The sequence below is a fragment of the Streptomyces sp. NBC_01428 genome (assembly GCF_036231965.1).
Lineage (GTDB): Bacteria > Actinomycetota > Actinomycetes > Streptomycetales > Streptomycetaceae > Streptomyces.
Genome location: NZ_CP109499.1, coordinates 5990410 through 6014935, shown reverse-complemented (window position 1 = coordinate 6014935; position 24526 = coordinate 5990410). Strand labels below are relative to the sequence as shown.

At 72.5% G+C, this 24526-nt stretch carries 20 protein-coding genes; 18 read left to right on the top strand and 2 right to left on the bottom strand.

Going from position 1 to position 24526, the window contains the following annotated elements:
• Nucleotides 1–20: 20 nt before the first annotated feature.
• The 3 genes from OG406_RS26075 to OG406_RS26065 are packed head-to-tail and all read left to right on the top strand — an operon-like array spanning nt 21 to nt 2607.
• On the top strand, nt 21–554 hold the full coding sequence (locus OG406_RS26075; protein WP_266613736.1) for a PadR family transcriptional regulator: 534 nt from the start codon (nt 21–23) through the stop codon (nt 552–554).
• On the top strand, nt 551–1270 hold the full coding sequence (locus tag OG406_RS26070) for an ABC transporter ATP-binding protein (protein ID WP_164369301.1): 720 nt from the start codon (nt 551–553) through the stop codon (nt 1268–1270). The genes OG406_RS26075 and OG406_RS26070 overlap by 4 nt, the downstream gene beginning before the upstream one ends.
• On the top strand, nt 1267–2607 hold the full coding sequence (locus tag OG406_RS26065; RefSeq protein ID WP_329188060.1) for an FtsX-like permease family protein: 1341 nt from the start codon (nt 1267–1269) through the stop codon (nt 2605–2607). The genes OG406_RS26070 and OG406_RS26065 overlap by 4 nt, the downstream gene beginning before the upstream one ends.
• 106 nt (nt 2608–2713) lie before the next feature.
• On the opposite strand, the gene OG406_RS26060 is transcribed toward OG406_RS26065, so the two are convergent.
• The gene (locus tag OG406_RS26060; RefSeq protein ID WP_081217300.1) at nt 2714–3250 is read right to left on the bottom strand and encodes an HNH endonuclease; all 537 of its coding nucleotides are present in this window, start codon (nt 3248–3250) and stop codon (nt 2714–2716) included.
• Between the two features lie 226 nt (nt 3251–3476).
• On the opposite strand from OG406_RS26060, the gene OG406_RS26055 reads away from it, so the two are divergent.
• The 14 genes from OG406_RS26055 (at nt 3477) to OG406_RS25990 (ending at nt 22786) form a co-directional block, all read left to right on the top strand.
• The gene (locus tag OG406_RS26055; protein ID WP_164369299.1) at nt 3477–4625 is read left to right on the top strand and encodes a mechanosensitive ion channel family protein; all 1149 of its coding nucleotides are present in this window, start codon (nt 3477–3479) and stop codon (nt 4623–4625) included.
• Between the two features lie 335 nt (nt 4626–4960).
• Nucleotides 4961–6172: an ROK family transcriptional regulator gene (locus OG406_RS26050; RefSeq protein ID WP_267050813.1), complete on the top strand. Its 1212-nt coding sequence runs from the start codon at nt 4961–4963 to the stop codon at nt 6170–6172.
• Nucleotides 6173–6265: 93 nt separating this feature from the next.
• Complete coding sequence (locus OG406_RS26045; protein WP_329188057.1) at nt 6266–7603, top strand: ABC transporter substrate-binding protein; 1338 nt, start codon at nt 6266–6268, stop codon at nt 7601–7603.
• A 7-nt stretch (nt 7604–7610) separates the two neighbouring features.
• Nucleotides 7611–8552, top strand: a complete 942-nt coding sequence (locus OG406_RS26040) for a carbohydrate ABC transporter permease (protein WP_164369296.1) — start codon at nt 7611–7613, stop codon at nt 8550–8552.
• A 3-nt stretch (nt 8553–8555) separates the two neighbouring features.
• On the top strand, nt 8556–9449 hold the full coding sequence (locus OG406_RS26035; protein WP_081217305.1) for a carbohydrate ABC transporter permease: 894 nt from the start codon (nt 8556–8558) through the stop codon (nt 9447–9449).
• A 2-nt stretch (nt 9450–9451) separates the two neighbouring features.
• Nucleotides 9452–10717: a 6-phospho-beta-glucosidase gene (locus tag OG406_RS26030; protein ID WP_329188055.1), complete on the top strand. Its 1266-nt coding sequence runs from the start codon at nt 9452–9454 to the stop codon at nt 10715–10717.
• Complete coding sequence (locus OG406_RS26025) at nt 10714–11736, top strand: N-acetylglucosamine kinase (protein ID WP_164369294.1); 1023 nt, start codon at nt 10714–10716, stop codon at nt 11734–11736. The genes OG406_RS26030 and OG406_RS26025 overlap by 4 nt, the downstream gene beginning before the upstream one ends.
• Nucleotides 11737–12007: 271 nt before the next feature.
• On the top strand, nt 12008–13489 hold the full coding sequence (locus OG406_RS26020) for a hypothetical protein (protein ID WP_329188053.1): 1482 nt from the start codon (nt 12008–12010) through the stop codon (nt 13487–13489).
• 14 nt (nt 13490–13503) lie between these two features.
• Nucleotides 13504–14508 carry a glutamate ABC transporter substrate-binding protein gene (locus OG406_RS26015; RefSeq protein WP_266848498.1) on the top strand — a complete coding sequence of 335 codons (1005 nt, stop codon included), beginning with the start codon at nt 13504–13506 and terminating at the stop codon, nt 14506–14508.
• A 77-nt stretch (nt 14509–14585) separates the two neighbouring features.
• The gene (locus OG406_RS26010; protein ID WP_164369291.1) at nt 14586–15920 is read left to right on the top strand and encodes a hypothetical protein; all 1335 of its coding nucleotides are present in this window, start codon (nt 14586–14588) and stop codon (nt 15918–15920) included.
• An 88-nt stretch (nt 15921–16008) separates the two neighbouring features.
• Nucleotides 16009–18492, top strand: coding sequence for a serine/threonine-protein kinase (locus OG406_RS26005; RefSeq protein ID WP_329190970.1), 2484 nt, complete (start codon nt 16009–16011; stop codon nt 18490–18492).
• On the top strand, nt 18493–19911 hold the full coding sequence (locus OG406_RS26000) for a PP2C family serine/threonine-protein phosphatase (protein ID WP_329188051.1): 1419 nt from the start codon (nt 18493–18495) through the stop codon (nt 19909–19911).
• A 99-nt stretch (nt 19912–20010) separates the two neighbouring features.
• The gene (locus OG406_RS25995; protein ID WP_164370874.1) at nt 20011–21357 is read left to right on the top strand and encodes a vWA domain-containing protein; all 1347 of its coding nucleotides are present in this window, start codon (nt 20011–20013) and stop codon (nt 21355–21357) included.
• Nucleotides 21358–21430: 73 nt separating this feature from the next.
• Nucleotides 21431–22786 carry an FHA domain-containing protein gene (locus OG406_RS25990; RefSeq protein WP_329188049.1) on the top strand — a complete coding sequence of 452 codons (1356 nt, stop codon included), beginning with the start codon at nt 21431–21433 and terminating at the stop codon, nt 22784–22786.
• A 124-nt stretch (nt 22787–22910) separates the two neighbouring features.
• Here the strand turns inward: OG406_RS25990 and OG406_RS25985 are convergent, their stop codons facing one another.
• Nucleotides 22911–23900 carry a methyltransferase domain-containing protein gene (locus tag OG406_RS25985; RefSeq protein ID WP_266613758.1) on the bottom strand — a complete coding sequence of 330 codons (990 nt, stop codon included), beginning with the start codon at nt 23898–23900 and terminating at the stop codon, nt 22911–22913.
• 104 nt (nt 23901–24004) lie between these two features.
• Between OG406_RS25985 and OG406_RS25980 the strand changes: the two genes are divergently transcribed.
• Entirely contained in the window at nt 24005–24409 is a 405-nt protein-coding gene (locus tag OG406_RS25980; RefSeq protein ID WP_164370877.1) for a globin, read from the top strand.
• Nucleotides 24410–24526: the final 117 nt, after the last annotated feature.

Genomic DNA, 24526 nt, shown 5'->3' with positions numbered 1-24526 from the left:
ATTGAGTACATACTCAGTCCATGAGCACCCGTCACATCCTGTTGGGGCTGCTCGCCGGAGGACCCAGCCATGGGTACGACCTCAAGCGACGGCACGACGAACGCTTCCCGCAGGCACGCCCGTTGGCCTACGGGCAGGTCTACACGACGCTGCAACGGCTGGTCCGCGACGGACTCGCCGCGATCGACGGCACCGACTCGGACGGCGGTCCGGAGCGGACGCTGTACCGCTCGACCGACGACGGCTCGCGCGAACTGGCCCGGTGGGCGGGCGAGATCACCCCGCCCGCCCCCTTCGTGACGAACGAGATCTTCGCCAAGGTCGTCGTCTCGATCCTCGCCTCGGCGGATCCGGCCGGCTACCTGCGCGCCCAGCGCCTCGCCCACATGGAGCGGATGCGCGAACTCACCGCCGTGAAGACGGAGCCCGGCGCCGACCTCGCGACCGTCCTCTCGGCCGACTACGCCCTCAACCACCTGGACGCCGACCTGCGTTGGATGAACACCACCGCGGCCCGGCTCGTCCCTCTGACCGCGGAGGTCGACGCGACATGAGCACTCCCCTTCTCGCCGCCCACGGCCTGGTCAAGGCCCACGGGCCCACCCAGGCCCTGCGCGGCGCCTCGATCGAGCTGGCCGCCGGCGAGGTGGTCGCGGTCACGGGACCCAGCGGCAGCGGCAAGTCGACGCTGCTGCACTGCCTGGCGGGCATCGTCCGGCCCGACCTCGGGACGGTGGAGTACGCCGGTGAGCGCCTCGACCTGCTGCCCGAGAAGCGGCTCAGCGAGCTGCGCAGGACGGAGTTCGGGGTGGTGTTCCAGTTCGGACAGCTGATCCCCGAGCTGACGGCCGCCGACAACGTGGCGCTGCCGCTGATGCTCGCGGGCACACCCCGCCCGGCGGCGCGCGAGCGGGCGGGCGCCTGGCTGGAGCGGTTCGGCGTCCAGGAGCGGGCGGCGAGCCGGCCCGGCGAGATGAGCGGCGGCGAGGCCCAGCGGGTGGCGCTGGCCCGGGCCCTGGCGACGGAACCGAGGATCGTGTTCGCGGACGAGCCGACCGGCGCCCTCGACTCCCTCGCCGGGGAGCAGGTGATGAGCGCGCTGATCCGGACCGCGCGGGCGTCCGGCACGGCGGTCCTCCTGGTCACGCACGACGCCCAGGTGGCGGCGTACGCGGACCGGGAGGTCGCGCTGCGGGACGGCGCGGCGGCCGGCCACGGCCTCGCGTCGACGGCTCCCGGCGCACTCCGGGTCCAGGAGGTGCCCCGGTGAGAACGGACCTCGGACTCGCCCTGCTCCTGACCCGCGGCTCCGACCGGCGGGAGTGGTGGCGCGTGACGCTGACGGCGGCCGGCGCGGCTCTCGCCACCGGCCTCGGCCTGACCGCCGTGGCGGTCCTCTCGATCCGCGGGAGCCGCAGGGTGCCGGTGGCCGACGGCCTGCTCGACAACCCCGGCGAGCGTTCCGGCGTGGTCCTGGCCCTGGTGCTCCTGCTGGTGCCGGTGCTGGGCTTCCTCGGGCAGTGCGCCCGCGTCGGCGCCGTCCACCGCGACCGGCGGCTCGCCGCACTGCGCCTCGCGGGGGCGGCTCCCGGCCAGGTGCGGCGGATCGCCGCCCTGGAGACCGGACTCGCCTGCCTCATCGGCTCGGTGGCCCCCACCGCCGTCGCCGTTCCGTACCTGTGGCACCGGTGGCCGGACCCGCCCGCTCTTCTCTGGACGGCGTGCGCGCTGGTCGCGGTGGCCGTGCCCGTGCTGGGCGCCCTGGTGAGCGTGTTCGCGCTGCGCCGTGTCGTCGCCTCGCCGCTGGGCCACGTGCGCCGGACCCGTCCGGCGCGGGGACGGGGTCCGGGCCGTGTCGTCCTCGTGACGGCGCTGGTGATCCTTCTCACCGGCCTCGCCCTCGGCCCGAGCCGCCTCGGCGGCTACGAGACGACCCAGGGGTTCGTGCTGACCGTGGTGATCCTCACCGGCCTCGGCGCCGTCCGGGCGGCGGGCGCCGCCGCCCGGCTGATCGGCCGCGTGCTCGCGGAACGCACCGGGAACGCGGCGACCCTGATCGCGGCCGAACGGCTGCGGGACGACCCGTGGGCCGGGGCCCGCAGCCACGCGGCGGTGCTGCTGGTGACCGTCGTGGGGACCGCCTTCGTGGGCGTACGCCAGGTGCTGCTCGACGACCTCACCGGACGCGACCCCGGGATGCTCGGGGCGAACCTGTCCTTCTACACCACCGGGGTCGACCTCACCGGTGCGGCGATCCTGATCGCTCTCGCGCTCGCCCTGTCCGGGCTCGCCGTGGGCACCGCCGAGTCGCTGGCCACCCGGCGCCGGGGCCTGGCGGCGCAGGTCGCGGCGGGCGTGCCGCGGAGCGTGCTCGGCCGCGCGCTGCTCCTGGAGACGGCCCTGCCGCTCGCCCCGGCCGTCGCGGTCGCCGGTGCCGGAGGGCTCGTCGTCGGCTTCTGGTACGGACAGCTGGCCGGCCACGGGACGGTCCCCCTGGTGCCGCTGGTGGTCCCCTTCGCCGTCTACGCGGCCTGCCTGCTCGCCGCGGCCACGTCCCTGCCCCTGCTGCGCCGCTCCATGCGGCCCGCGGAGCTGCGCCACCTCTGAGGGGCGCGCATGCGGACGCGCCCGTCCGCCGGGAGGCACAGGGGTCCTCCCGGCGGTCCGGGCACGGCGTGCCGCACGGGGTGTGCCAACACAAAAGCCCGGATCGTCAGGCTGAAATGCCGTCGATCCGGGCCATCGCGTCGTCCGCGCCGTAAGGCTGCAGGTAGGGCATCCAGCGCGGGTCCCTGTGCCCGGTTCCGATGATGCGCCAGGCGAGCCCCGTCGGCGGGGCGGGTTTGTGGCGCAGACGCCAGCCGATCTCGACCAGGTGGCGGTCGGCCTTGGTGTGGTTGCAGCGGCGGCAGGACGCCACCACGTTGTCCCAGGCGTGCTGACCCCCACGGGAGCGCGGGATGACGTGGTCGACGCTGGTTGCGACGCCACCGCAGTACATGCACCGGCCGCCGTCACGGGCGAACAGAGCTCGCCTGGTCAGCGGGACGGGCCCTCGGTAGGGAACCCGTACGAACCTCTTCAGCCGGACCACGCTGGGTGCGGGGACAGTAACGGTCGCGCTGTGCAGGAAGGCGCCGGATTCCTCGAGGGAGACGGCTTTGTTCTCCAGGACGAGGACGAGCGCGCGGCGGAGCGGTACGACGCCGAGCGGCTCGTACGACGCGTTGAGAACCAGGACGTGCGGCACGGATGCCTCCTTGTACGCCGGCGGCGCGTGGCTCGCGCCGGGACGATCTGTAGCCAGTCTCTCCTCATGCCTGGTGGAAGCGCCACCATGTCCCGGTAACGGGCTGGGAGTGTTTTCGACCACACCCCCTACATCCCCAGGTGAGCACCGTCTCTCCCCCACTGAACACAACGATCCACACACGATGCCCCGTTAGTGTGGTGGTTCTGCCCGAACGGCGCCTCTTATGTCCCCGGCCGTGGGCGGACCGCTACGCCTGGAGGTACCTGCCGTGTCCCTGACCGTCCTATCGGCCCTGGCCGCCGCCCCGACCCCGTCGCCGTCCCCGTCGACGACAGGTCGGGTCGCCCCCACGCTTCAGGACGCCCAGGAAAGTGCGACCAACGCAGCGAGCTGGGTCGAGGAGAACTGGTCGACCTGGCTCGCGATCGGTCTGCGCGTGCTGCTCATCGTGGTGATAGCCGCGGTGCTGAGAGTGATGGTGCGGCGGGCGATCACCAAGCTCATCGACCGCATGAACCGCACGGTGCAGGCCGTCGACGGCACCTCGCTGGGCGGTCTGCTGGTGAACGTGGAGCGCCGCCGGCAGCGCTCGCAGGCCATCGGCTCGGTCCTGCGCTCGGTCGCGTCCTTCCTGATCGTGGGCACCGCCGCGCTGATGATCCTCGGCACGTTCGCGATCAATCTGGCCCCGCTGCTCGCCTCGGCCGGTGTGGCCGGTGTGGCCATCGGTTTCGGCGCCCGCAACCTGGTCACGGACTTCCTCTCCGGCGTCTTCATGATCCTGGAGGACCAGTACGGCGTCGGTGACACGATCGACGCGGGCGTCGCGTCCGGCGAGGTCATCGAGGTGGGCCTGCGCGTGACGAAGCTGCGCGGCGACGGCGGCGAGATCTGGTACGTCCGCAACGGCGAGGTCAAGCGCATCGGCAACCTCTCCCAGGGCTGGGCCACGGCCGGCGTGGACGTCACCGTCCGCGCCTCGGAGGACCTGGACCAGGTCCAGTCCGTGCTGAACAACGTCGCCGAGGCGATGAGCAAGGAAGAGCCCTGGAACGAGCGCCTGTGGGGCCCGATCGAGATCCTCGGCCTGGACAGCGTGCTCCTCGACTCGATGGTGGTCCGCGTCTCGGCGAAGACCATGCCCGGCAAGGCCCTGTCCGTCGAGCGCGAGCTGCGCTGGCGCATCAAGCGGGCCTTCGACGAGGCGGACATCCGGATCGTCGGCGGAGTGGCGGCGGCCCACGAGGAGGAGCCGGTCGACCCGTCGGAGAGCGTCGCGGCCCCCTCGGCGCACGCCAACCCGACGTCCCCGCAGTCCCTCGCGGCGGCCCCGATCGTCCCGGGACCCACCCCGCCGAGCACGGCCAAGTAGCGCGACGGCACTCGCCCGCCGGAAGGAGGCGGCACCCGGTCACCTCGGGTGCCGCCTCCGTCCACGTACCGCCGCCTCCGCGAACGGGTCGCACCCGTCACGCCGTCGAACAAGCGCGCACCATCTCGAACGGCAGTGCCCCGACCTCGAACAGCACCACCCCCGCAGGTAACGAGTCGGTTGCCTCGGGGGTGGTTTCTCTTGACGCCTCCGCCCCACCCGGCCTACTTTCCTCGCACCAGCAATAGGAAACTTTCCTAACAATGATCTTGGGTGGACTTACCGAAGGCACCCCTGGGAAGCTGGTCGGCCGAGAAGGGCAGGTGGCGACAGACATGGCAGGATCCGCCGGTACGCCGGGCACTCCGCGCGTCCTGCGCGCCATGAACGACCGGGCCGCACTCGACCTGCTGCTCGCGCACGGCCCCCTCTCCCGGACCCGCATCGGCAAGCTCACCGGGCTGTCCAAGCCCACCGCCTCGCAGCTCCTCGCCCGCCTGGAAGCGGCGGGCCTGGTGCTCGCCACCGGCACCAGCGAGGGCCGCCCGGGCCCCAACGCCCAGCTGTACGCGGTCAATCCGGGCGCCGGCCACGCGGCGGGCCTGGACGTCACCCCGGACCGCGTCCTCGCCGCCGTCGCCGACATCACCGGCCGGACGGTCGGCGAGTACGAACTGCCCACCCCCGGCCGCCGCCCCGCCCAGCCCGTCGTACGCCAGGTCACCGACGCCCTCGACGGCGCGGTCAAGGCCGCCGGGCTCGCCCGGGACGACGTCCGCCGCCTGGTCATCGGCACACCCGGCGCCTTCGACCCCAACACCGGCCGGCTGCGGTACGCCTCGCACCTGCCCGGCTGGCACACCCCGACGCTGCTCGACGAACTGGCGGCCGCGCTGCCGATGCCCGTCGAGTACGAGAACGACGTCAATCTCGTCGCCATCGCGGAGCAGCGCCTCGGCGCCGCCCAGGGGCACGAGGACTTCGTCCTGTTGTGGAACGAGGGCGGTCTCGGCGCCGCGCTCGTCCTCGGCGGCCGGCTGCACCGCGGCTGGACCGGCGGCGCGGGCGAGGTCGGCTTCCTGCCGGTGCCCGGGGCGCCCCTGGTGCGCCAGGTGACCAAGGCCAACAGCGGTGGCTACCAGGAACTGGCAGGTTCCCAGGCGCTCCCCAAGCTCGCCCGCGAGCTCGGCATCAAGGACCTGCCCGCGGGTCCGTACACCGAGGTCGCCGCCACCCTCGTCGAGCGGGCCGCCGCCGTCGCGGACGGTCCGTACCGGCAGCTCCTGGAGACCTACGCGACCGGCCTCGCCACCGGTCTGGCCTCACTGGTCTCCGTCCTCGATCCCGAACTCGTCGTGCTCAGCGGCTCGTCGCTCACCGCGGGCGGCGAACCACTGCGCGCCCTGGTCCAGGCCGAGCTGGAGGAGCTGGCCGCGTCCCGGCCGCGCCTCGTGGTCGGCGGCGTCCACGAACACCCCGTACTGCGCGGCGCGTTGGAGAGCGCCCTGGCAGCCACCCGCGACGAGGTCTTCGACACCTCCCGCTGATCCGCACCACCGACTCGGCACCGCCGAGCCCATCACCGTCACCGTCCCGCCCGTCACCCCGTTCCGCCCCGTCCTTCGCAGGGAGATCTCGTCATGCCCGGAATATCCCGAAAGGCGGCGGTCGCGCTCGCCGCCTCCGCCTCGATAGCCCTCTTCGCCACCGCGTGTACCGGCCAGTCCGACAGCGGCGGGAGCGACGACGCGTCCAAGGAACAGACGATCAACTTCTGGCACGCCTGGAGCGCGCCGGGCGAGGTCAAGGCCGTCAAGTCGATGGTCGCCGGCTTCGAGAAGGCGCACCCCAACATCCACGTCAACGTCGTCGCCAACATGACGGACGACAAGATCAACCAGGCGCTGCGGGCCGGCGGTGACAAGGCGCCCGACGTGATCTCCTCGTTCACCACGAACAACGTGGGCAAGTTCTGCTCCTCGGGCGCGCTGGTCGACCTCAACCCCTTCTTCAAGAAGTCGGACATCGACCCGGAGACGACGTTCCCGAAGGCGATGAACGAGTACACCCAGTTCGACGGCAACCGCTGCACGGTGCCGCTGCTCGGTGACGCGTACGGCCTCTACTACAACAAGACCGCCTTCGAGAAGGCCGGGATCTCCTCCCCGCCGAAGACCTGGTCGGAGTTCGAGAAGGACGCCAAGAAGCTCACCGTCGCCAAGGGCGACTCGTATTCGCAGCTCGGCTTCATGCCGAACTACCACGGCTGGGAGTCCACCACCGAGCACTACTTCGGGCAGTTCTCGCCGACGTACTTCGACGGCAGCGGCAAGTCGAACGTCGCCAAGGACCCCGCCTTCACGGCCGGTTTCACCCTCCAGAAGAAGCTGGTCGACGAGCTCGGCGGCTTCAAGAAGCTGGAGACCTACCGCTCCAAGCTCGGTGACGAGTGGGGCCCCAAGCACCCCTTCCACACCGGTCAGGTCGCCATGCAGCTGGACGGCGAGTGGCGGCTCGGCATGGCCGAGGAGGCCAAGCCCGGCTTCGAGATCGGCGTCGCCCCGCTGCCCGTCCCGGACGACCAGGCGGACCAGTACGGCAAGGGCTACATCACCGGCACCATCGCGGGCATCGCGGCCACCAGCAAGAAGCAGAACGCGGCCTGGGAGTTCGTCAAGTACATGACGACGGACACGGACGCGGTGGTCGGCTTCGCCAACGCCATCCACAACGTGCCCTCGACGCTCGCCGCCCTCAAGTCGCCGAAGCTGAAGTACGACCCGCGGTTCAAGACGTTCCTGGACATCGCGTCGAACCCGAACTCCACGACCACGCCGGCGTCCATCAACGGCGGCACCTACCTCGTGACGCTCCAGCAGTTCGGATACGACTACGAGAGCGGCAAGACGAAGGATCTGAAGGCGGGCCTGGAATCCACCGCCAAGCAGATCGACACGGACATCGCGCAGGCGAAGTAGCCACCCGATGAGCACTGTCACGCTGGCTTCGAAGCGCCGCAGGGCGGCGCTTCGGACCCTCGCCTTCATGTCGCCCTGGTTGATCGGGTTCGCGGTCTTCTTCGCCTACCCGCTGCTCTCGACCGTCTACTTCTCCTTCATGCACTACGACGGCTTCAAGCCGCCGACGTGGGCGGGGACGAAGAACTGGCGTTACGTCTTCGAGAACTACCCGCTGTTCTGGCCCGCGTTGCGCAACACCCTGTGGCTGGTCCTCGTCATGGTGACCCTCCGCGTCCTGTTCGGACTCGGCGTGGGCCTGCTGATCACGAAGATCAAGACGGCCACGGGTGTCTTCCGCACCCTCTTCTACCTGCCCTACCTCGCTCCGCCGGTGGCGGCCACCATGGCCTTCGCCTTCCTGCTCAACCCCGGCACGGGACCGGTCAACTCGATCCTGGAGAAGGTCGGCATCCCGGCCCCCGGCTGGTTCAACGACCCCTCCTGGTCCAAGCCGGCCCTCACCCTGCTCGCCCTGTGGGGCATCGGCGACCTGATGGTCATCTTCATGGCCGCGCTGCTCGACGTGCCGACCGAGCAGTACGAGGCCGCCGAGCTGGACGGCGCCTCCGCCTGGCAGCGCTTCCGGTACGTCACCCTGCCGAACATCTCGCCCATCGTGATGTTCGCCGTGGTCACCGGCGTGATCCAGACCATGCAGTACTACACGCAGCCGCTGATCGCCGGGAAGGTCGCCTCGGGCGTCATCCAGGGCGCCGGCACGCAGTTCGAGCCCGGCTATCCCGACAAGTCGACGCTCACCCTGCCCCAGCTCGTCTACAACCTCGGCTTCCAGCGCTTCGACTACGGCTCCGCCTGTGTGGTCGCGCTCGTGCTGTTCGCCCTGTCCATGGTGTTCACCGCGTTCCTGATGCGGCGCCGGGGCGGTCTCATCCAGGCAGGTGACTGACCGATGACCCACGTACTCGACAAGCCGGCGGAACTGACGAAGCCCGTCTCCCCCGCCGAACGCACCGCCCGCCGCAAGGCGCTCCTGGAGTGGGTGGCGATCCACTCGCTCGGCCTCGCCGCCGCCCTCTTCTTCGTCCTGCCCTTCGTGTTCGTGTTCCTGACCTCGCTGATGAGCGACAGCCAGGCACTCAGCCGCGACCTGATCCCGCACACCTGGGAATGGGGCAACTACAAGAAGGTCTTCGACACCCCGGGCTTCCTCACCTGGTGGAAGAACACCCTGCTCTACGCGGGCTTCGGCACCGTGCTGACCGTCGTCTCGTCGATCCCGGTCGCCTACGCGCTCGCCAAGTTCCGCTTCCGGGGCCGGAACCTGTCCCTGATGCTGGTCATCTCGATGATGATGCTGCCGCCGCAGGTCGTGATCATCCCGATGTACCTGTTCTGGGCCAAGCAGCTGGACCTGTCCGGAACGCTGTGGCCGCTGATCATCCCGATGGCGTTCGGCGACGCGTTCTCCATCTTCCTGCTGCGCCAGTTCCTGATGACCATCCCGAACGAGTACCTGGACGCCGCCAAGGTCGACGGCTGCGGGGATCTGCGGACCCTGCTGAGGGTCGTCCTGCCGATGGCGAAGCCCGGTATCGCGGCCGTCGCGCTGTTCCAGTTCTTCTACGCCTGGAACGACTACTTCGGACCGCAGATCTACGCCTCGGAGAACCAGGGCGCCTGGACCCTGTCCTACGGCCTGGAGTCGTTCAAGGGCGCGCACCACACCGACTGGAATCTCACCATGGCCGCGACCGTTCTGGTCATGGCCCCCGTGATCCTCGTGTTCTTCTTCGCGCAGAAGGCGTTCGTCGAGGGTGTCACGCTCACCGGAGTGAAGGGTTAACCATGAAACTCACCGTGGTCGGCGGAGGGTCGACCTACACCCCCGAACTCATCGACGGATTCGCCCGGTTGCGGGACACCCTGCCGGTCGAGGAACTCGTCCTCGTGGACCCGGCGGCCGAACGCCTGGAGCTGGTGGGCGGCCTGGCGCGGCGCATCTTCGCCAAGCAGGGCCATCCCGGCAGGATCGTCACGACCTCCGACCTCGACGCGGGCGTGGAGGGCGCCGACGCGGTGCTCCTGCAGCTCCGGGTCGGCGGCCAGGCGGCCCGCCAGCAGGACGAGACGTGGCCGCTGGAGTGCGGCTGCGTCGGACAGGAGACGACGGGCGCGGGCGGTCTGGCCAAGGCGCTGCGGACCGTCCCGGTGGTGCTGGACATCGCCGAGCGGGTCCGCCGCAGCAACCCGGACGCCTGGATCATCGACTTCACCAACCCGGTCGGCATCGTCACCCGTGCCCTCCTCCAAGCGGGCCACAAGACGGTCGGCCTGTGCAACGTGGCGATCGGCTTCCAGCGGAAGTTCGCCGGCCTGCTCGGCGTCTCCCCCGCCGACGTGCACCTCGACCACGTGGGCCTCAACCACCTCACCTGGGAGACCGGGGTGCGCCTCGGCGGCCCCGAGGGCGAGAACGTGCTGCCCAAGCTGCTCGCCGAGCACGGGGACGCCGTCGCCGACGACCTGCGGCTGCCCCGCAGCCTCGTCGACCGGCTCGGCGTGGTCCCCTCGTACTACCTGCGCTACTTCTACGCGCACGACGCCGTCGTCGAGGAGCTGCGCACCAAGCCCTCCCGGGCCGCCGAAGTCGCCGAGATGGAGCGGCAGTTGCTGACCATGTACGGCGACCCGGCGCTCGACGAGAAGCCGGAGCTGCTGGCCCGTCGCGGCGGCGCCTTCTACTCGGAGGCCGCCGTGGACCTCGCCGCGTCGCTGCTCGGCGGAGGCGGCAGCCCCTATCAGGTGGTGAACACGTACAACCGGGGAACCCTGCCGTTCCTGCCGGACGACGCGGTGATCGAGGTGCAGGCCGCGATCAACGCCAAGGGCCCGACGCCGCTCGCGGTGCCGGCCGTGGACCCGCTGTACGCGGGTCTCATGGCGAACGTGACGGCGTACGAGGACCTCGCTCTGGAGGCCGCCCTGCGCGGCGGCCGCGACCGGGTCTTCCGCGCCCTGCTCGCCCACCCCCTGATCGGCCAGTACGCCTACGCCGACACCCTGACCGACCAGCTGATCGCGCACAACCGGGAGCACCTCGCGTGGGCATGACCTCGACGGAGTCCGGCGCCGGGACGGCCGCCGGGTCCGGCCCCGCAGACCCCACCGGCCTCGTGCTGGCCATCGACGCGGGGAACAGCAAGACCGACGTCGCCGTGGTCACCGCGGACGGCCGGGTCACCGGCACCGCGCGCGGCGGCGGCTTCCGGCCCCCGGTGGTCGGTGTCGAGACCGCGGTCGACGTGCTCGCCGACGCCGTGCGGCGGGCCTTCGCGGAGGCGGGCGTCACCTCGGTCGAGCACGTCTCCGCCTGTCTCGCCAACGCCGATCTTCCGGTGGAGGAGGAGCAGTTGGCGGCGGCGCTGGACGCGCGGGCGTGGGGCGCGGGCGTGGAGGTGCGCAACGACACGTTCGCGATCCTGCGCGCCGGGATAGCCGACCCGCGCGGTGTCGCCGTGGTGTGCGGTGCCGGCATCAACTGCGTCGGCATGCGTCCCGACGGCCGTACCGCCCGCTTCCCCGCCATCGGCCGCATCTCCGGCGACTGGGGCGGCGGCTGGGGTCTGGCCGAGGAGGCCCTGTGGCACGCGGCACGGGCGGAGGACGGCCGGGGCGGACCCACCGCCCTTTCCCGCACCCTGCCCGCGCACTTCGGCCTGGACTCCATGTACGCGCTCATCGAGGCGCTCCACCTGGAGCACATCGGCAACGCGCGCCGGCACGAACTGACCCCGGTCCTGTTCGCCACCGCCGTGGACGGCGACCCGGTGGCCCGCGGGCTCGTCGACCGGCTCGCGGAGGAGGTGGTCGCCATGGCCACGGTGGCGCTGACCCGCCTCGACCTGCTCACGGAGGAGACTCCGGTCCTCCTCGGCGGCAGCATCCTCGCGGCCCGGCATCCGCAGCTCGACGACCGGATCGCCGAACTCCTCGCCGCCCGCGCCCCGAAGGCGGTCCCGCAGGTGGTCGCGGCCCCGCCCGTGCTGGGTGCGGCGCTGCTCGGCCTGGACCGGGTGAGCGCGGGGCACGACGTCCACGCGCGCGTGCGGGCCTTCTACGAAGGGGTCTGACCGGACCGGTGGAACGCGGGGGCGCGCGCGGGGGCGCCCCCGCGTTCCGCCGCGCCGGCGCGGGAACCGAACCGGACCGGAACACGTGTTCATGGGCAGGGGGCGGTGCCGGCGATTTCGTGCTGCGCCGTGATCCGAACAAGATCCAGGCAAGGCCTGTGCGGATGCCGGTCCCGGCGGCGATACTTGCCGCCGTGCACCTACGCCGTACGGCCGCGCCGGCCGCGTCCGCGGCGAGCGCGACCGGACGGATGACCATGGGGGAGGTCAAGTGACACAGCCGCCGAAAGGCAGTGCGGCGCCACCGGGTCGGGGCGCCCCGACGATGCCGGCCGTGCCGCCGCAGTCCGGACCTCCCGTGCCGCCGGCCGGGCCCGGAGTTCCCCAGGGGCCGCCGCCGGTGACCACCGCGGCACCGGCCGCTCCGCCCCGGCGTACGGCGTGGGCGGAGGGCGTGGACCGGCTGCGCGCCGCGGCGACGACGGAGCCCGGACGCCTGCGGATCATCGGCGCGCTCCTGGCCCTGCTGGTCGTCGCCTTCGGCGCGGTCACCGCCCTGCAGATGACGCAGCGCTCGGACGCCGCGGACAACGTGCTGAACAGCAGCCAGCCGCTGAGCGCGAGCGCGGCCGACATCTACCGCTCCCTCGCCGACGCCAACACCGCGGCCGCCAGCGGCTTCCTGGCGGGCGGCCAGGAGACGCAGGAGTCCCGGGACCAGTACGACCGGGACATCCGGACGGCTTCGGAGAAGCTCGTCACCGCGGCCAACAGCAGTGACCCCGGCTCCGCTTCGGCGGCCACGATCGCCGACCTGAACAGGCTGCTGCCCGAGTACACCGGCCTGGTCGAGCGCGCCCGCGCCAACAACCGGCAGGGCTTCCCGCTGGGCGGCGCCTATCTGCGGTACGCGAACGAGAAGATGCAGGAACAGATGCTGCCGAAGGCCCAGCAGCTCTACACGCGGGAGAACCAGCGGCTGAACGCGGACTACGCCGAGGCGAAGCCCTACCCGTGGGCGGCGATCGCCCTCGGCCTCGTCGCGCTCGGCGCGCTCGTGTGGGCGCAGCGGCGCAACTACCGCCGGACGAACCGCGTGATGAACCAGGGCCTGGCCGCCGCGACCGCCGCGTCCGTGGTCGTCCTGCTGTGGCTGGCCGTCGGGCACACCCTCGCCCGGGCCGGGCTCGACGAGTCCTACGAGCACGGGGTCCGGTCCCTGAACGTGCTGCACGACGCGCAGATCGCGTCCCTGAAGGCGCGGGGCAACGAGAACCTCACCCTGGTCAGCCGCGGCGCGGAGACCAAGACGCTGCCCGACGAGACGACGGTCGACCTGTACGACAGCGAGTTCGACACGGAGATGAAGCAGCTCACCAAGGGCCTCGCCGTGGCGGCGAGCCTCGCGGACGACGCGGCGGGTGAGCAGCCCGTACGGACCGCGACGTCCAACATGAAGGAGTGGAAGGTCCGCCACAAGGAAGCCCGCGCGCTCGACAAGCAGGGCAAGTACCAGGACGCGCTCGACAAGGTCATCGGCTCCGCGGACAAGAAGCCCACGGGCGCGTGCTTCAACGGCGTCGACAAGAGCCTCACGCGCGCGCTGACGCACGAGCAGACCGAGTTCAAGCAGGCGGCGAGCGACGGCCTGGGGGCCATGAGCGGGCTTCCGGTCGGCGCGGCGGTCCTCGCGGTACTGGCCGCGGCCGGCGCGGTGTTCGGCGTCGGGCGCAGGCTTTCGGAGTACCGGTGAGAGGGGGAGCGGCGATGATCGCACGACGTCTGAGGGCGAGCCTGCGCGGCTGGGGCGGTGTGGGCGCGATGGCGGTCGCCTGCGCGGTCGCGCTCGTCTTCGCGCTGCTGCTGCCGCTCAGCGACGCGCACGGGGAGGGCGGCGCGGGTCTGGGCGGTCAGGGCCTCGGCCGGGGCACCCAGGCCACGGCCGAGAAGTGCACCGACCCGCAGGACCGGAGCCCCGCGCCGTCGAGCGCGGACGGGCCGACGATCGAGGCCATCAAGGCGCGCAAGGACCGGCGGCTGATCGTCGGCGTCGACCAGAACAGCTACCGCTGGGGCTACCGCGACCCGAACAACCCGAAGGCCGGCAGCGACCTGGAGGGCTTCGACATCGACCTGGTGCACGCCATCGCCGAGGACATCCTCGGCGACCCGGACGCCGTCCAGTTCCGCGCCATCCCCACCAGCCAGCGCATCTCCGCCGTCAAGGACGGCACGGTCGACATGGTGGTCCGCACGATGACGATCACCTGCGACCGGCTGAAGGACGTCGCCTTCTCCGCGCCCTACTTCAAGACCGGCCAACAGGTGCTCGCCCCGGACAGCTCCTCGATCACGGGGTACGACAAGAGCCTCGCCGGCAAGAGGATCTGCGCGGCGTCGGGATCGACGGCCCTGGCCAAGCTGACGACCGACAAGATGGTCGCGTCCGCCACCGTCATCACCGTCCCCAACCAGCTCGACTGCCTGGTGCGGCTCCAGCTGGGTGAGGCCGACGCGGTGGTGACCGACGGCGCGCTCGCCGCGAGCCAGGCGGCGCAGGACCCGACGGTCAGGCTGAAGGGCGACACCTTCACCACCGAGTACTACGGCGTGGCCATGCGCAAGGACTCGGACGACCTGGTCCGCCGGGTGAACCAGATCCTCGCGGACTACCGCAAGAACGGCTGGCGCCAGTCCTACGACAAGTGGCTCGCGCCGACCCTCAAGGACGACTCCCCCTCGAAGGAACCGCCCACCGTCCACTACGAGTAACCGACCTGATACCACTGGAGAGTTGCCCCGGCGCGCCGCCGAGCGCGCGGGGACGGACAGGAAGCGAGAGGTGATCGATGGGCGCCACGGAGCCCCCCGCGCCGGTGCTGGACCGGGACGAGGCGGACCGTGCGCTGGCGCGCCTCGCCGCCGAGCACGAGGCCATCGAGACCTCCCTCCTCGCCCTGCAGGACCACGCGGGCCGCAGGCTCCTCGAAGGCGCCGAACTCACCGGCACGACCAAGGAGCGCTGGACGTCCGCGGACGCCTCGATCACGCTGCTGTGGGCGTACTTCGACGCCTACGCGGACGCGCTGCGCTCCGCGCGCGAGATCCGCTCCCGCCGGCGCTGGTCCAGCCGTGAGGATCTGGTCGAACTGACCGAGCTGCTGCGGGGATCGGGCATCACGGTCGCCGGTTCCACCACGGCCACGGCGAACGCGCCGACGCTGGCCGGCACCGGCAAGCTCAGCGAGCGGTTCACGCTGGCCGCGCTGGTGGACCGGATGAACGACCTGTACGCGTCCTCGCTCGACATGGTCGTCAGCGCGGACGCCGTGTGGTCCGCGCTGCCCGCCCGGATCGATTTACTGGCCGCCGAGCTCCAGCGCACCCGCCGGCTCGCGCACTCCGTGGGCGTGCGCCCCGGCGAGCATCCCTCGGGCGACGACCTGGAGCGGATCACCCGCACCCTGACCACCCTGCGCGAGCAGGTCATCTCCGACCCGCTGGCCTTCTGGACGCCGGCGCAGGGGAGTTCGGCCCCCGGTGGCGGCCGGCCGGACACGACGGCGTACGACCGTGAGGCGCGCGCCCTGGAGGAGGTGCGCCGCGAGATCGACGCGGTGCTCACCGTGCGCCAGGACGCGGAGGCGCGGCTGGTGAAGCTGCGGGACGTACTGAGCCGGGCGGACCGCACGCTCGCCGAGGCGCGCAGTGCCCGCGGCGAGGTCCTCGCGAAGATCGCCGCGTCGGAGGTGCCCGCCGTGAGCGGTCCGCCGACGGCGTTGCAGGAACAGCTGGCGGCGGCCGCGGAGTACCGCAGGCACGCGCAGTGGCACCGTCTGTCACCGCTGCTGGAGGCGCTGGAGGAGAAGGCGGAGGACGAACTGCTGCGGGCCCGTGAGTCGTTGACGGCGGTCACCGCGCCGCTGGCGGTCCGCGCGGAGCTGCGCGGCCGGCTCGACGCGTACAAGGCGAAGGTCGCTCGGCTCGGTTTCGCCGAGGACCCGTTCCTCGTGGAGCGCTACGACGCGGCCCGGCGCATGCTGTGGAGCGCTCCCTGCGATCTCCGGGTGGCGGAGGAGGCGGTGCTGCGGTATCAGCGGGCGGCCGCGGAGGCGTTGAGCCCGAGGGTGCCGGAGCAGGGCGGACCGCAGGACCGGGCGGAGCACAGGGGGCCCGACGCGTGAGCGGGGAAGGGGGTGCGGCGTGAGTGAGCACGCTGTGGGTGAACGACAGAGATGCCAGCGGCCCGGTTGCGAGGGGTCGTACGAGGACATGGGCGGGGGCGAGCTGTACTGCGACACGTGCGGGCTCGCCCCGGTCGTGTCCGGGAAGGGGACGGTGAACTCGCCTCCGACGGGGGTGACGGCGGGCGGCGGTGCCGCGCGCGGTTCCACCAGCGGGAGTGTGCGCGGGAGTTCGCGGGCCAGCTCGCGGACGTCGTCGCGCTCCTCGCAGTCGCGGCGCTCGGTGTCCGGCCGGCTGTCGCGGTCGGTGTCCGGCGGTTCGACGGGCCGTTCGGTGTCGGTGCGCAGTTCCGGTTCGACGGCGGGTTCCTCCGGCCGGGGCCGGCTCGGCGCGGGTCTCGTCGAGGTCCCGGGCGTGCCGCGTCCCGATCCGCGCGAGATGGTGCAGGAGAACCCGGAGGTCCCCGAGCGCAAGCGGTTCTGCTCGCGCTCCGACTGCGGTGCGCCGGTGGGGCGTTCACGCGGCGACCTGCCCGGCCGTACCGAGGGTTTCTGCACGAAGTGCGGCCACCCGTACTCGTTCGTGCCGAAGCTGCAGACCGGTGACATCGTGCACGGCCAGTACGAGGTGGCGGGCTGTCTCGCGCACGGCGGGCTCGGCTGGGTGTACCTCGCCGTGGACCGCGCGGTCTCCGACCGCTGGGTGGTCCTCAAGGGGCTGCTGGACACGGGCGACCAGGACGCGATGGCGGCGGCGATCTCCGAGCGGCGCTTCCTCGCGGAGATCGAGCACGCCAACATCGTGCGGATCTACAACTTCGTCGAGCACCTCGACCAGCGGACCGGTTCGCTGGACGGGTACATCGTCATGGAGTACGTCGGCGGCAAGTCGCTGAAGGAGATCGCCAACGACCGGCGGACGGCGGACGGCAAGCGGGACCCGCTGCCGGTGGAACAGGCCTGCGCGTACGGCATCGAGGCGCTGGAGGCCCTCGGCCATCTGCACAGCCGCAACCTGCTGTACTGCGACTTCAAGGTCGACAACGCGATCCAGACCGAGGACCAGCTCAAGCTGATCGACATGGGCGCGGTGCGCCGCATGGACGACGACGAGTCGGCCATCTACGGCACGGTGGGCTACCAGGCGCCCGAGGTCGCCGAGGTGGGCCCCTCCGTCGCCTCCGACCTCTACACGGTCGCGCGGACGCTCGCGGTCCTCACCTTCGACTTCCAGGGCTACACGAACGTCTTCGTGGACTCCCTGCCCGACCCCGGCCACATCGAGGTCTTCCGGCAGTACGAGTCGTTCTACCGGCTGCTGGTGCGCGCCACCGACCCGGATCCAGCGCGCCGGTTCGCGTCGGCGCAGGAGATGGCCGAGCAGCTGACCGGCGTGCTGCGCGAGGTGGTGTCCCTCCAGACGGGGCGGGCGCGGCCCGCGCTGTCGACGCTGTTCGGGCCGGAGACGAAGGTCACCGACACGGAGCTGTTCGGGGCGGTGGCCGAGGACGTCTCGCGGCTCGGGGCCCGGGTGGTGCCCGTCCGCGGCAGGAGGGCGGCGCCGTCGCTGCCCGCGGGCGGCAACGGCGCGGCGGCCCTGCCGCCGCGTCCGGACTCCCCCACGCTGGTCAAGCCCGTGCCCGCGGCCGCCGCCGCGCTCGCCCTGCCCGTTCCGCGGGTGGACCCGGGCGACCCGAACGCCGGCTTCCTCGCGGGACTCATCGCGTCGGCGCCCGCCGAGCTGATCGCCGCACTGCACGCGGCCCCGGCCGGCTCCCCGGAGCTGCGGCTGCGTGAACTGCGGGCCCGTCTGGAGATGGGCGAGGTGGCCGCCGCGCAGCACGGGGTGGAGGCGCTGGAGTCGGACCACCCGGACGACTGGCGGGTGGTCTGGTACCGCGGTGTCACGGCGCTCGCGACGGGCGGCAACGAGATCGCGGCCCTGTCCTTCGACGCCGTGTACGACGCCTTCCCCGGCGAGCCCGCGCCGAAGCTGGCCCTCGGACTGTGCGCGGAGGTGCTCGGCCAGCTGGACAACGCGGCGGAGTACTACCGCCTGGTCTGGACGACGGACCCCAGTTATGTGAGTGCGGCGTTCGGCCTGGCCCGCGTGCAGCTCGCCGCCGGGGACCGCCGGGCCGCCGTGAGCACCCTGGAGTCCGTGCCGGAGTCGTCGATCCACTACACGGCGGCGCGGGTCGCCGCCGTGCGGGCGCGGCTGCGGCAGCGCCCGGTCGCGGACGCCGCCGCGCCGCCGTTCCTGGACGACCTGACGGCCGCCGCGGGGCAGGTCGAGGCGCTCGACGGGTTCGGTCTCGACGCGGTGCGACGCGAGCAGTTGTCGACGGAGGTCCTCGGTTGCGCCCTGGACTGGGTACTCTCCGGTAGCCAGGGTTCCGCTCCGGCCTCCGGAGGCGGACATGTGCTGCTCGGCAGCGCGTTGGACGAGCGCGGCCTCCGTTTCGGCCTCGAACGTTCTTACCGGACGCTGGCCCGGCTCGCGCGGGGCGGCGAGGAGAGGATCGACCTGGTGGAACGTGCAAACCGTTACCGCCCCCGGACGTGGGTGTGATTGATGTCCCAGATGCCCCAGCCCACGGCCCTTTCGCGGTGCCCCAGTTGCGAGGAGCCGCTGGAGGCGGGTGACCGTTTCTGCGGTGCGTGCGGCTACGACCTGTCGACGGCGCCGGCACCACCGCAGGACCACCCCACCATCGCCATCAACGGCGCCGCGGCGGGCGCCCCCGCGGCGGCTCCCGCGGCACCGGCGGCGCCGCCGCCCCCGCCGGCGCCTTCCGTGGACTGGCCGGTGGCGCCGGAGGCCGACACCTCCGACGTGCCCGCGCCGGTGCACCACGCCGCCGACATCCGGGGCACCGACTCGGGCGGTTCCGAACTCCCGCACCCGGAGCACCCGCACGGCGATCATCCGTCGGGCGTACGGTTCGACCGGCCCCCGGAGCCCGACGAGTACCCGCTCGCCCCGCCGGCCGCCGGGAGCGTCCCGGCCGCCCCCGGAGCGCCGGCCGTCCCCGCCGACCCCCGCACCGCCGACCTGCCCGCGCCCCCCGCGGGCGGCAGGACGTGCGTGGCGTGCCGGTCCGGCCAGGTCGACACCGACGGGTACTGCGAGAACTGCGGCCACGCGCAGCCGCGGGAACGCGATCACATGGAGCAGGAGTTGGGCGCGGTCGCCGCGGTCAGTGACCGGGGTCTGCGCCACCACCGCAACGAGGACGCGTTCGCGATCTCCTCGACCGCGCTGCCCGACGGCTCCCCCGCCGTCGTCGCGATCGTCTGCGACGGCGTCTCCTCGGCGACCCGCCCCGACGAGGCGTCCCTCGCGGCGTCCCGCGCGGCGAGCGAGTCGCTCATGGCCGCCCTGCCGCTCGGCACACACCCGCAGCAGGCCCTGCACGAGGCGATCGTCGCGGCGGCGGAGGCCGTCAACGCGCTGGCCGACCCGTCCACCGCGCAGGGCGACCACGCCCCGCACGTGAACGCGCCCGCCTGCACCATCGTCGGCGCCGTCGTCACCCCGGCCCTGCTCATCGTCGGCTGGGTCGGCGACAGCCGCGCCTACTGGGTTCCCGTCGACCGCACCTCGCTGCCCGCCCGGCTCACCGAGGACGACTCGTGGGCCGCGCAGATGGTCGCCGCGGGCCTGATGAACGAGGCGGAGGCGTACGCCGACGAGCGCGCCCACGCGATCACCGGCTGGCTGGGCGCCGACGCCTACGAACTGGAGCCGCACACCGCGTCCTTCAAGCCGGACCGGCCGGGTGTGGTGGTGGTCTGCACCGACGGGCTGTGGAACTACGCGGAGGCGGCCGAGGACATGGCCGCGGCCGTGCCCCCCGACGCCGCCGAGCGGCCGCTGCACAGCGCCCAGGTCCTGGTCGGCCACGCGCTGGACGGCGGGGGCCACGACAACGTAACAGTGGCCGTCCTGCCGTTCCCCGCGCCCGTCCAGGGGGCAGGATCGGCCTGAGGCCGACGAACGGACGGGGACGGCCGAGGACCGAAGGGGACCGGTCCGCACAGTCATGGCCCCCGCCGGTGGCGGGGGCGCGAGGGGGACACAGAAGGCATGGCCAATTTCTCGAAGTCGAACGTGCCGCAGTTCTCGGTCGACGTGTACCAGAACGAGTACCTGCCCGAGGGCGGGCGTGAGGTCAGCGCGATCGTCACGGTGAGCTCGACCGGCGGCGGCACCGTCGGCACGGCGGTCGCCGCGCCGCATCTGTACACGGCCGGTCAGGGTCCGGACGCCGCGGTGGTGGTCATGGTCGACTGCTCGGGCTCGATGGACTACCCGCCGACCAAGATGCGCAACGCCCGCGACGCGACGTCCGCCGCGATCGACACGCTGCGCGACGGCGTGCACTTCGCGGTGATCGGCGGCACGCACGTCGCCAAGGAGGTCTACCCGGGCAACGGCCGGCTGGCGGTCGCCGACGCGGCCACCCGCGGCCAGGCCAAGCAGGCGCTGCGCAAGCTCAGTTCGGGCGGCGGCACCGCGATCGGCACCTGGCTGCGGCTCGCCGACCGCCTGCTGTCCTCCGCGGACGTGTCCATCCGGCACGGGATCCTGCTCACCGACGGCCGCAACGAGCACGAGTCGCCCGAGGACCTGAGGGCCGCCCTCGCATCCTGCGCCGGGCGCTTCACCTGTGACGCGCGGGGTGTGGGCACCGACTGGGAGGTCAAGGAGGTCACCGGAATCGCCTCGGCGCTGCTCGGCACCTCCGACATCGTCGCCGACCCTGCCGCCCTGGCGGCCGACTTCACGCAGATGATGGAGACGGCGATGGGCAAGGAGGTCGCCGACGTGGCGCTGCGGCTCTGGACGCCGGTCGGCACCGAGATCAAGTTCGTCAAGCAAGTGGCGCCCACGGTCGAGGAGTTGACCGACCGCCGTACCGAGGCCGGCCCGCGCGCGGGCGACTACCCCACCGGCTCGTGGGGCGACGAGTCCCGCGACTACCACGTCTGCGTCCAGGTCCCGACGGCGGGCATCGGCCAGGAGATGCTCGCGGCCCGGGTCTCCCTGGTGATCCCGCAGGCCGACGGCAGCGTGCACAACCTCGGCGCACAGGGTCTCGTACGGGCCGTGTGGACCGACGACATGGTCGCCTCGACGTCCATCAACCCCCAGGTCGCGCACTACACGGGCCAGGCCGAACTGGCACAAGTCATCCAACAGGGCCTGGATCTGCGCAAAGCGGGAGATGTCGACGGAGCAACGGCCAAGCTGGGACGGGCCGTCCAGCTCGCCGGCGCCTCCGGCAACGCCGATACTGCGAAACTGCTTGCGAAGGTGGTGGACGTGGTCGACGCCGCTGCAGGTACTGTGCGATTGAAGGCCCGGGTCGAGGAGGCCGACGAGATGACCCTCGAGACACGGTCCACAAAGACTGTTCGTGTAAAGAAGTAGCGAGCCCGGTTCCCGAGGGGAAGCGGAGAAACCCGGTCACAACGACCGGAAAAGGAGAGGGGGAAGCGCCGACATGCCGACCTGCCCGAACGGACACCAGTCGGGTTCCGACGACTGGTGCGAGGTCTGCGGTCACCGCATGGCCGGTGCCGTGCCCCCGTTGCCCCCGCCGCCCCCCGGCGCCGGATACGGCTATCCGCCGCCCGGTTCGCCGCAGCAGGGCGGAGGGCGCTCCCACCTGTCCGCCGTGCCGGACGGCGAACCCGAGCTCTGCCCGCAGTGCCGCACGCCCCGTGAGGGCGCCGCGCCGTTCTGCGAGGAGTGCCGGTGGAACTACCTCACCAACACGGCGACGTCCTACACCCCGGCCGCGCCGCGCCCCACCGGCTCCGCGCCGGGTGGTCCCGGCGGCCCGTCGCCCTTCGGCGGCCCCGGTCGCCCCGGCGGTCCTGGTGGCCCCGGTCAGCAGGGTGGCCCCGGAGTCCAGGGCGGTCCCGGTCAGCAGGCCGGCCCGCCGCGGTTCCAGCAGCAGGGGCCGGGCGGACAGGGCGGCCCGGGTCCCGGTGGCCCCGGCCACGATCCGTTCGACTACCAGAGCTCGCGGCCCTCGCAGATGAACCGGCCGGCCGAGCCGATCCCGCCGGGCCCGCCCGGCCGGCAGTACGGCGGCCCCCCGGCCTTCGGCGGCGATCCTGCCTTCGGCGGGGACCAGGGCTTCGGCGCCGACCCGGCGCGTCCGGTTCCGCAGCCGCCCGGGCCCACGCCCGGCGGCCAGGGCGCTCCGCAGCAGGCCTACACCCAGCAGCCCGCCGCCCCCTTCACCCAGGGCCGGCCGCCGCAGCAGGGCGGACCGCAGTCCGGTGGCCCCGGCTTCGGCGGTGGTGACGACGACTGGGTCATCTCCCCGCCGACGGCCGGTTCGCCCGGCGGTCAGGGCGGCCCCGGCCAGGGCGGTGGCGGCTACGGCTACCCGCAGCCCGGTGCCACCCAGGCCCCGCCCGGCCCCGGCTACCAGCAGCAGCCACTGTCGTGGAGTGCGACGATCGGTCCTGACCGCGAGTACTTCATGGCGATGATGCAGCGCTCGGGCCCCGAGGCCGCGGGTCTGAACCTGCCGGCCTACTCGCCCGAGCAGCAGCGTCCGCTCACCGGCAACCAGCTGACCATCGGCCGCCGCCGGCACTCCACCGGCGACACCCCGGACATCGACCTGTCGGTGCCGCCGGAGGACCCGGGCGTCTCGCACCAGCACGCGGTCCTGGTCCAGCAACCGGACGGCGGTTGGGCGGTCGTCGACCAGAACTCGACGAACGGCACCACGGTCAACGGCGGCGAGGAGCCCATCCAGCCGTTCGTCCCGGTGCCGCTCCAGGACGGCGACCGGGTGCACGTGGGTGCCTGGACGACGATCACGATCCGGCGGGGCTGAGGGAGGGCTCCACGGGTCCGACGGATCTGCGGCGACGGAGGCGGTGTTCCGGAAGAGTCCGGAACACCGCCTCCGGGCGTACCGGGGCGTCCCCGGGCGCCCTGACCGGTCCGGGGCCGCCGTCTCAGGCCAGCGGCCAGACGTACGGCCCCCGTGGATCGTCCAGCCAGGCGCGGGCGGGCCCGTCGCCGGCCGTGACCCCGTAGCGCTCGCGCTCGGGCCGGCCCTCGCGCTCCCACAGCGCGTACGCGTCCTGCGGGTCGAGGCGGCCCGCCGTCAGGGTCAGCAGGAACCGGAGCAGGTCCTCGCCCTGGGCCCGCCCGGGCAGCCCGCCGAGCCGGTCGGGCCGCGGGGCGGGCGAGGTGCCGCCGCGCAGCGGCACGAAGTAGGCGGGCGTGTGCAGGAAGGTGCCCTCCGCGCACCCCGGGCCCCGCACACGCAGCGCGATCAGGCCGGTGGCCAGCGGGGCGAGGATGCGGGCGCCGGGCGCGCACTGGGGCAGCCAGGCGGGCGGGATCGTGGTGAGGGTGCAGGTGGCGACGATCCGGTCGAAGGGCGCGCGTTCGGGCACCCCGCGGGCGCCGTCGCCGGTGACGACGTGCGGGTGGTGTCCGGCCCGGGCGAGGTGCCGGCGTGCGGCCTCGGTGATCTCCGCGTCGAGGTCGATCGTCGTCACCCGGGAGTCGCCGAGACGGTGTGCGAGCAGGGCCGCGTTGTAGCCGGTCCCGGCGCCGATCTCCAGGACGTGATGCCCGTCCCGTATGTCCAGCTCGGCCAGCATCCTGGCCATCAGTGACGGCTGGCTGCTGGAGGAGACGAGTTCGCCGTCGCGCACCCGGGTCGCGAGCGGGGCGTCCTCGTAGGCGCCGCGCAGCCAGTCGTCCCGGGCCCGCGGGTCCGGGTCCTCGCTCCACACCCGCTCGAAGCCGCCCGTGCCGGCCGCGCCGCCCACGTAGTAGAAGGGCACGAAGAGGTGGCGCGGGACGGCCTCGAAGGCCTCCCGCCAGGCCGGGTCGGCGGCGAAGGCCCCGCTCCGGTCGATCTCGCGCACCAGGGCCGCCCGCGCCCGGCGGGCGAGGTCCTCCGTCGCGGACTCCGGAGCATGCGCGGCCATACCTCCACTGTGCTGCCGGACGGCCCGCCGGGCGAGCGGCCGCGGTCACCGGGCGTGGTCCTAAGCCCTGGGTCCTCGGTCACCCCGTCTGAGAGCATGGGGACGTGAATGAGATTCGGCGCGGCACGTTGCAGGAGCAGACCTTCTACGAGCAGGTCGGCGGCGAGGAGACCTTCCGCCGTCTCGTGCACCGTTTCTACGAGGGGGTCGCCGAGGATCCGCTGCTGAAGCCCATGTATCCGGAGGAGGACCTGGGCCCGGCCGAGGAGCGGCTCACACTGTTCCTGATCCAGTACTGGGGCGGCCCGACGACGTACAGCGAGAACCGCGGGCACCCCCGGCTGCGGATGCGGCACGCGCCCTTCAAGGTCGACCAGGCCGCGCACGACGCCTGGATCCGGCACATGCGCGTCGCGGTCGACGAGCTCGGCCTCTCCGCGGAGCACGAGCACACCCTGTGGAACTACCTGACGTACGCGGCCGCCTCGATGGTGAACACGGCGGGCTGATCACCGGTCACTGACGGGCGCATTCCGGTCGTTCGGCGTCGGATTCCGGTCACGATCCGGTCAAGGCGGGCCTACAAGCGCTTACCCTCGGGCCCTCCCCTCTGAAAGCATCGCGCT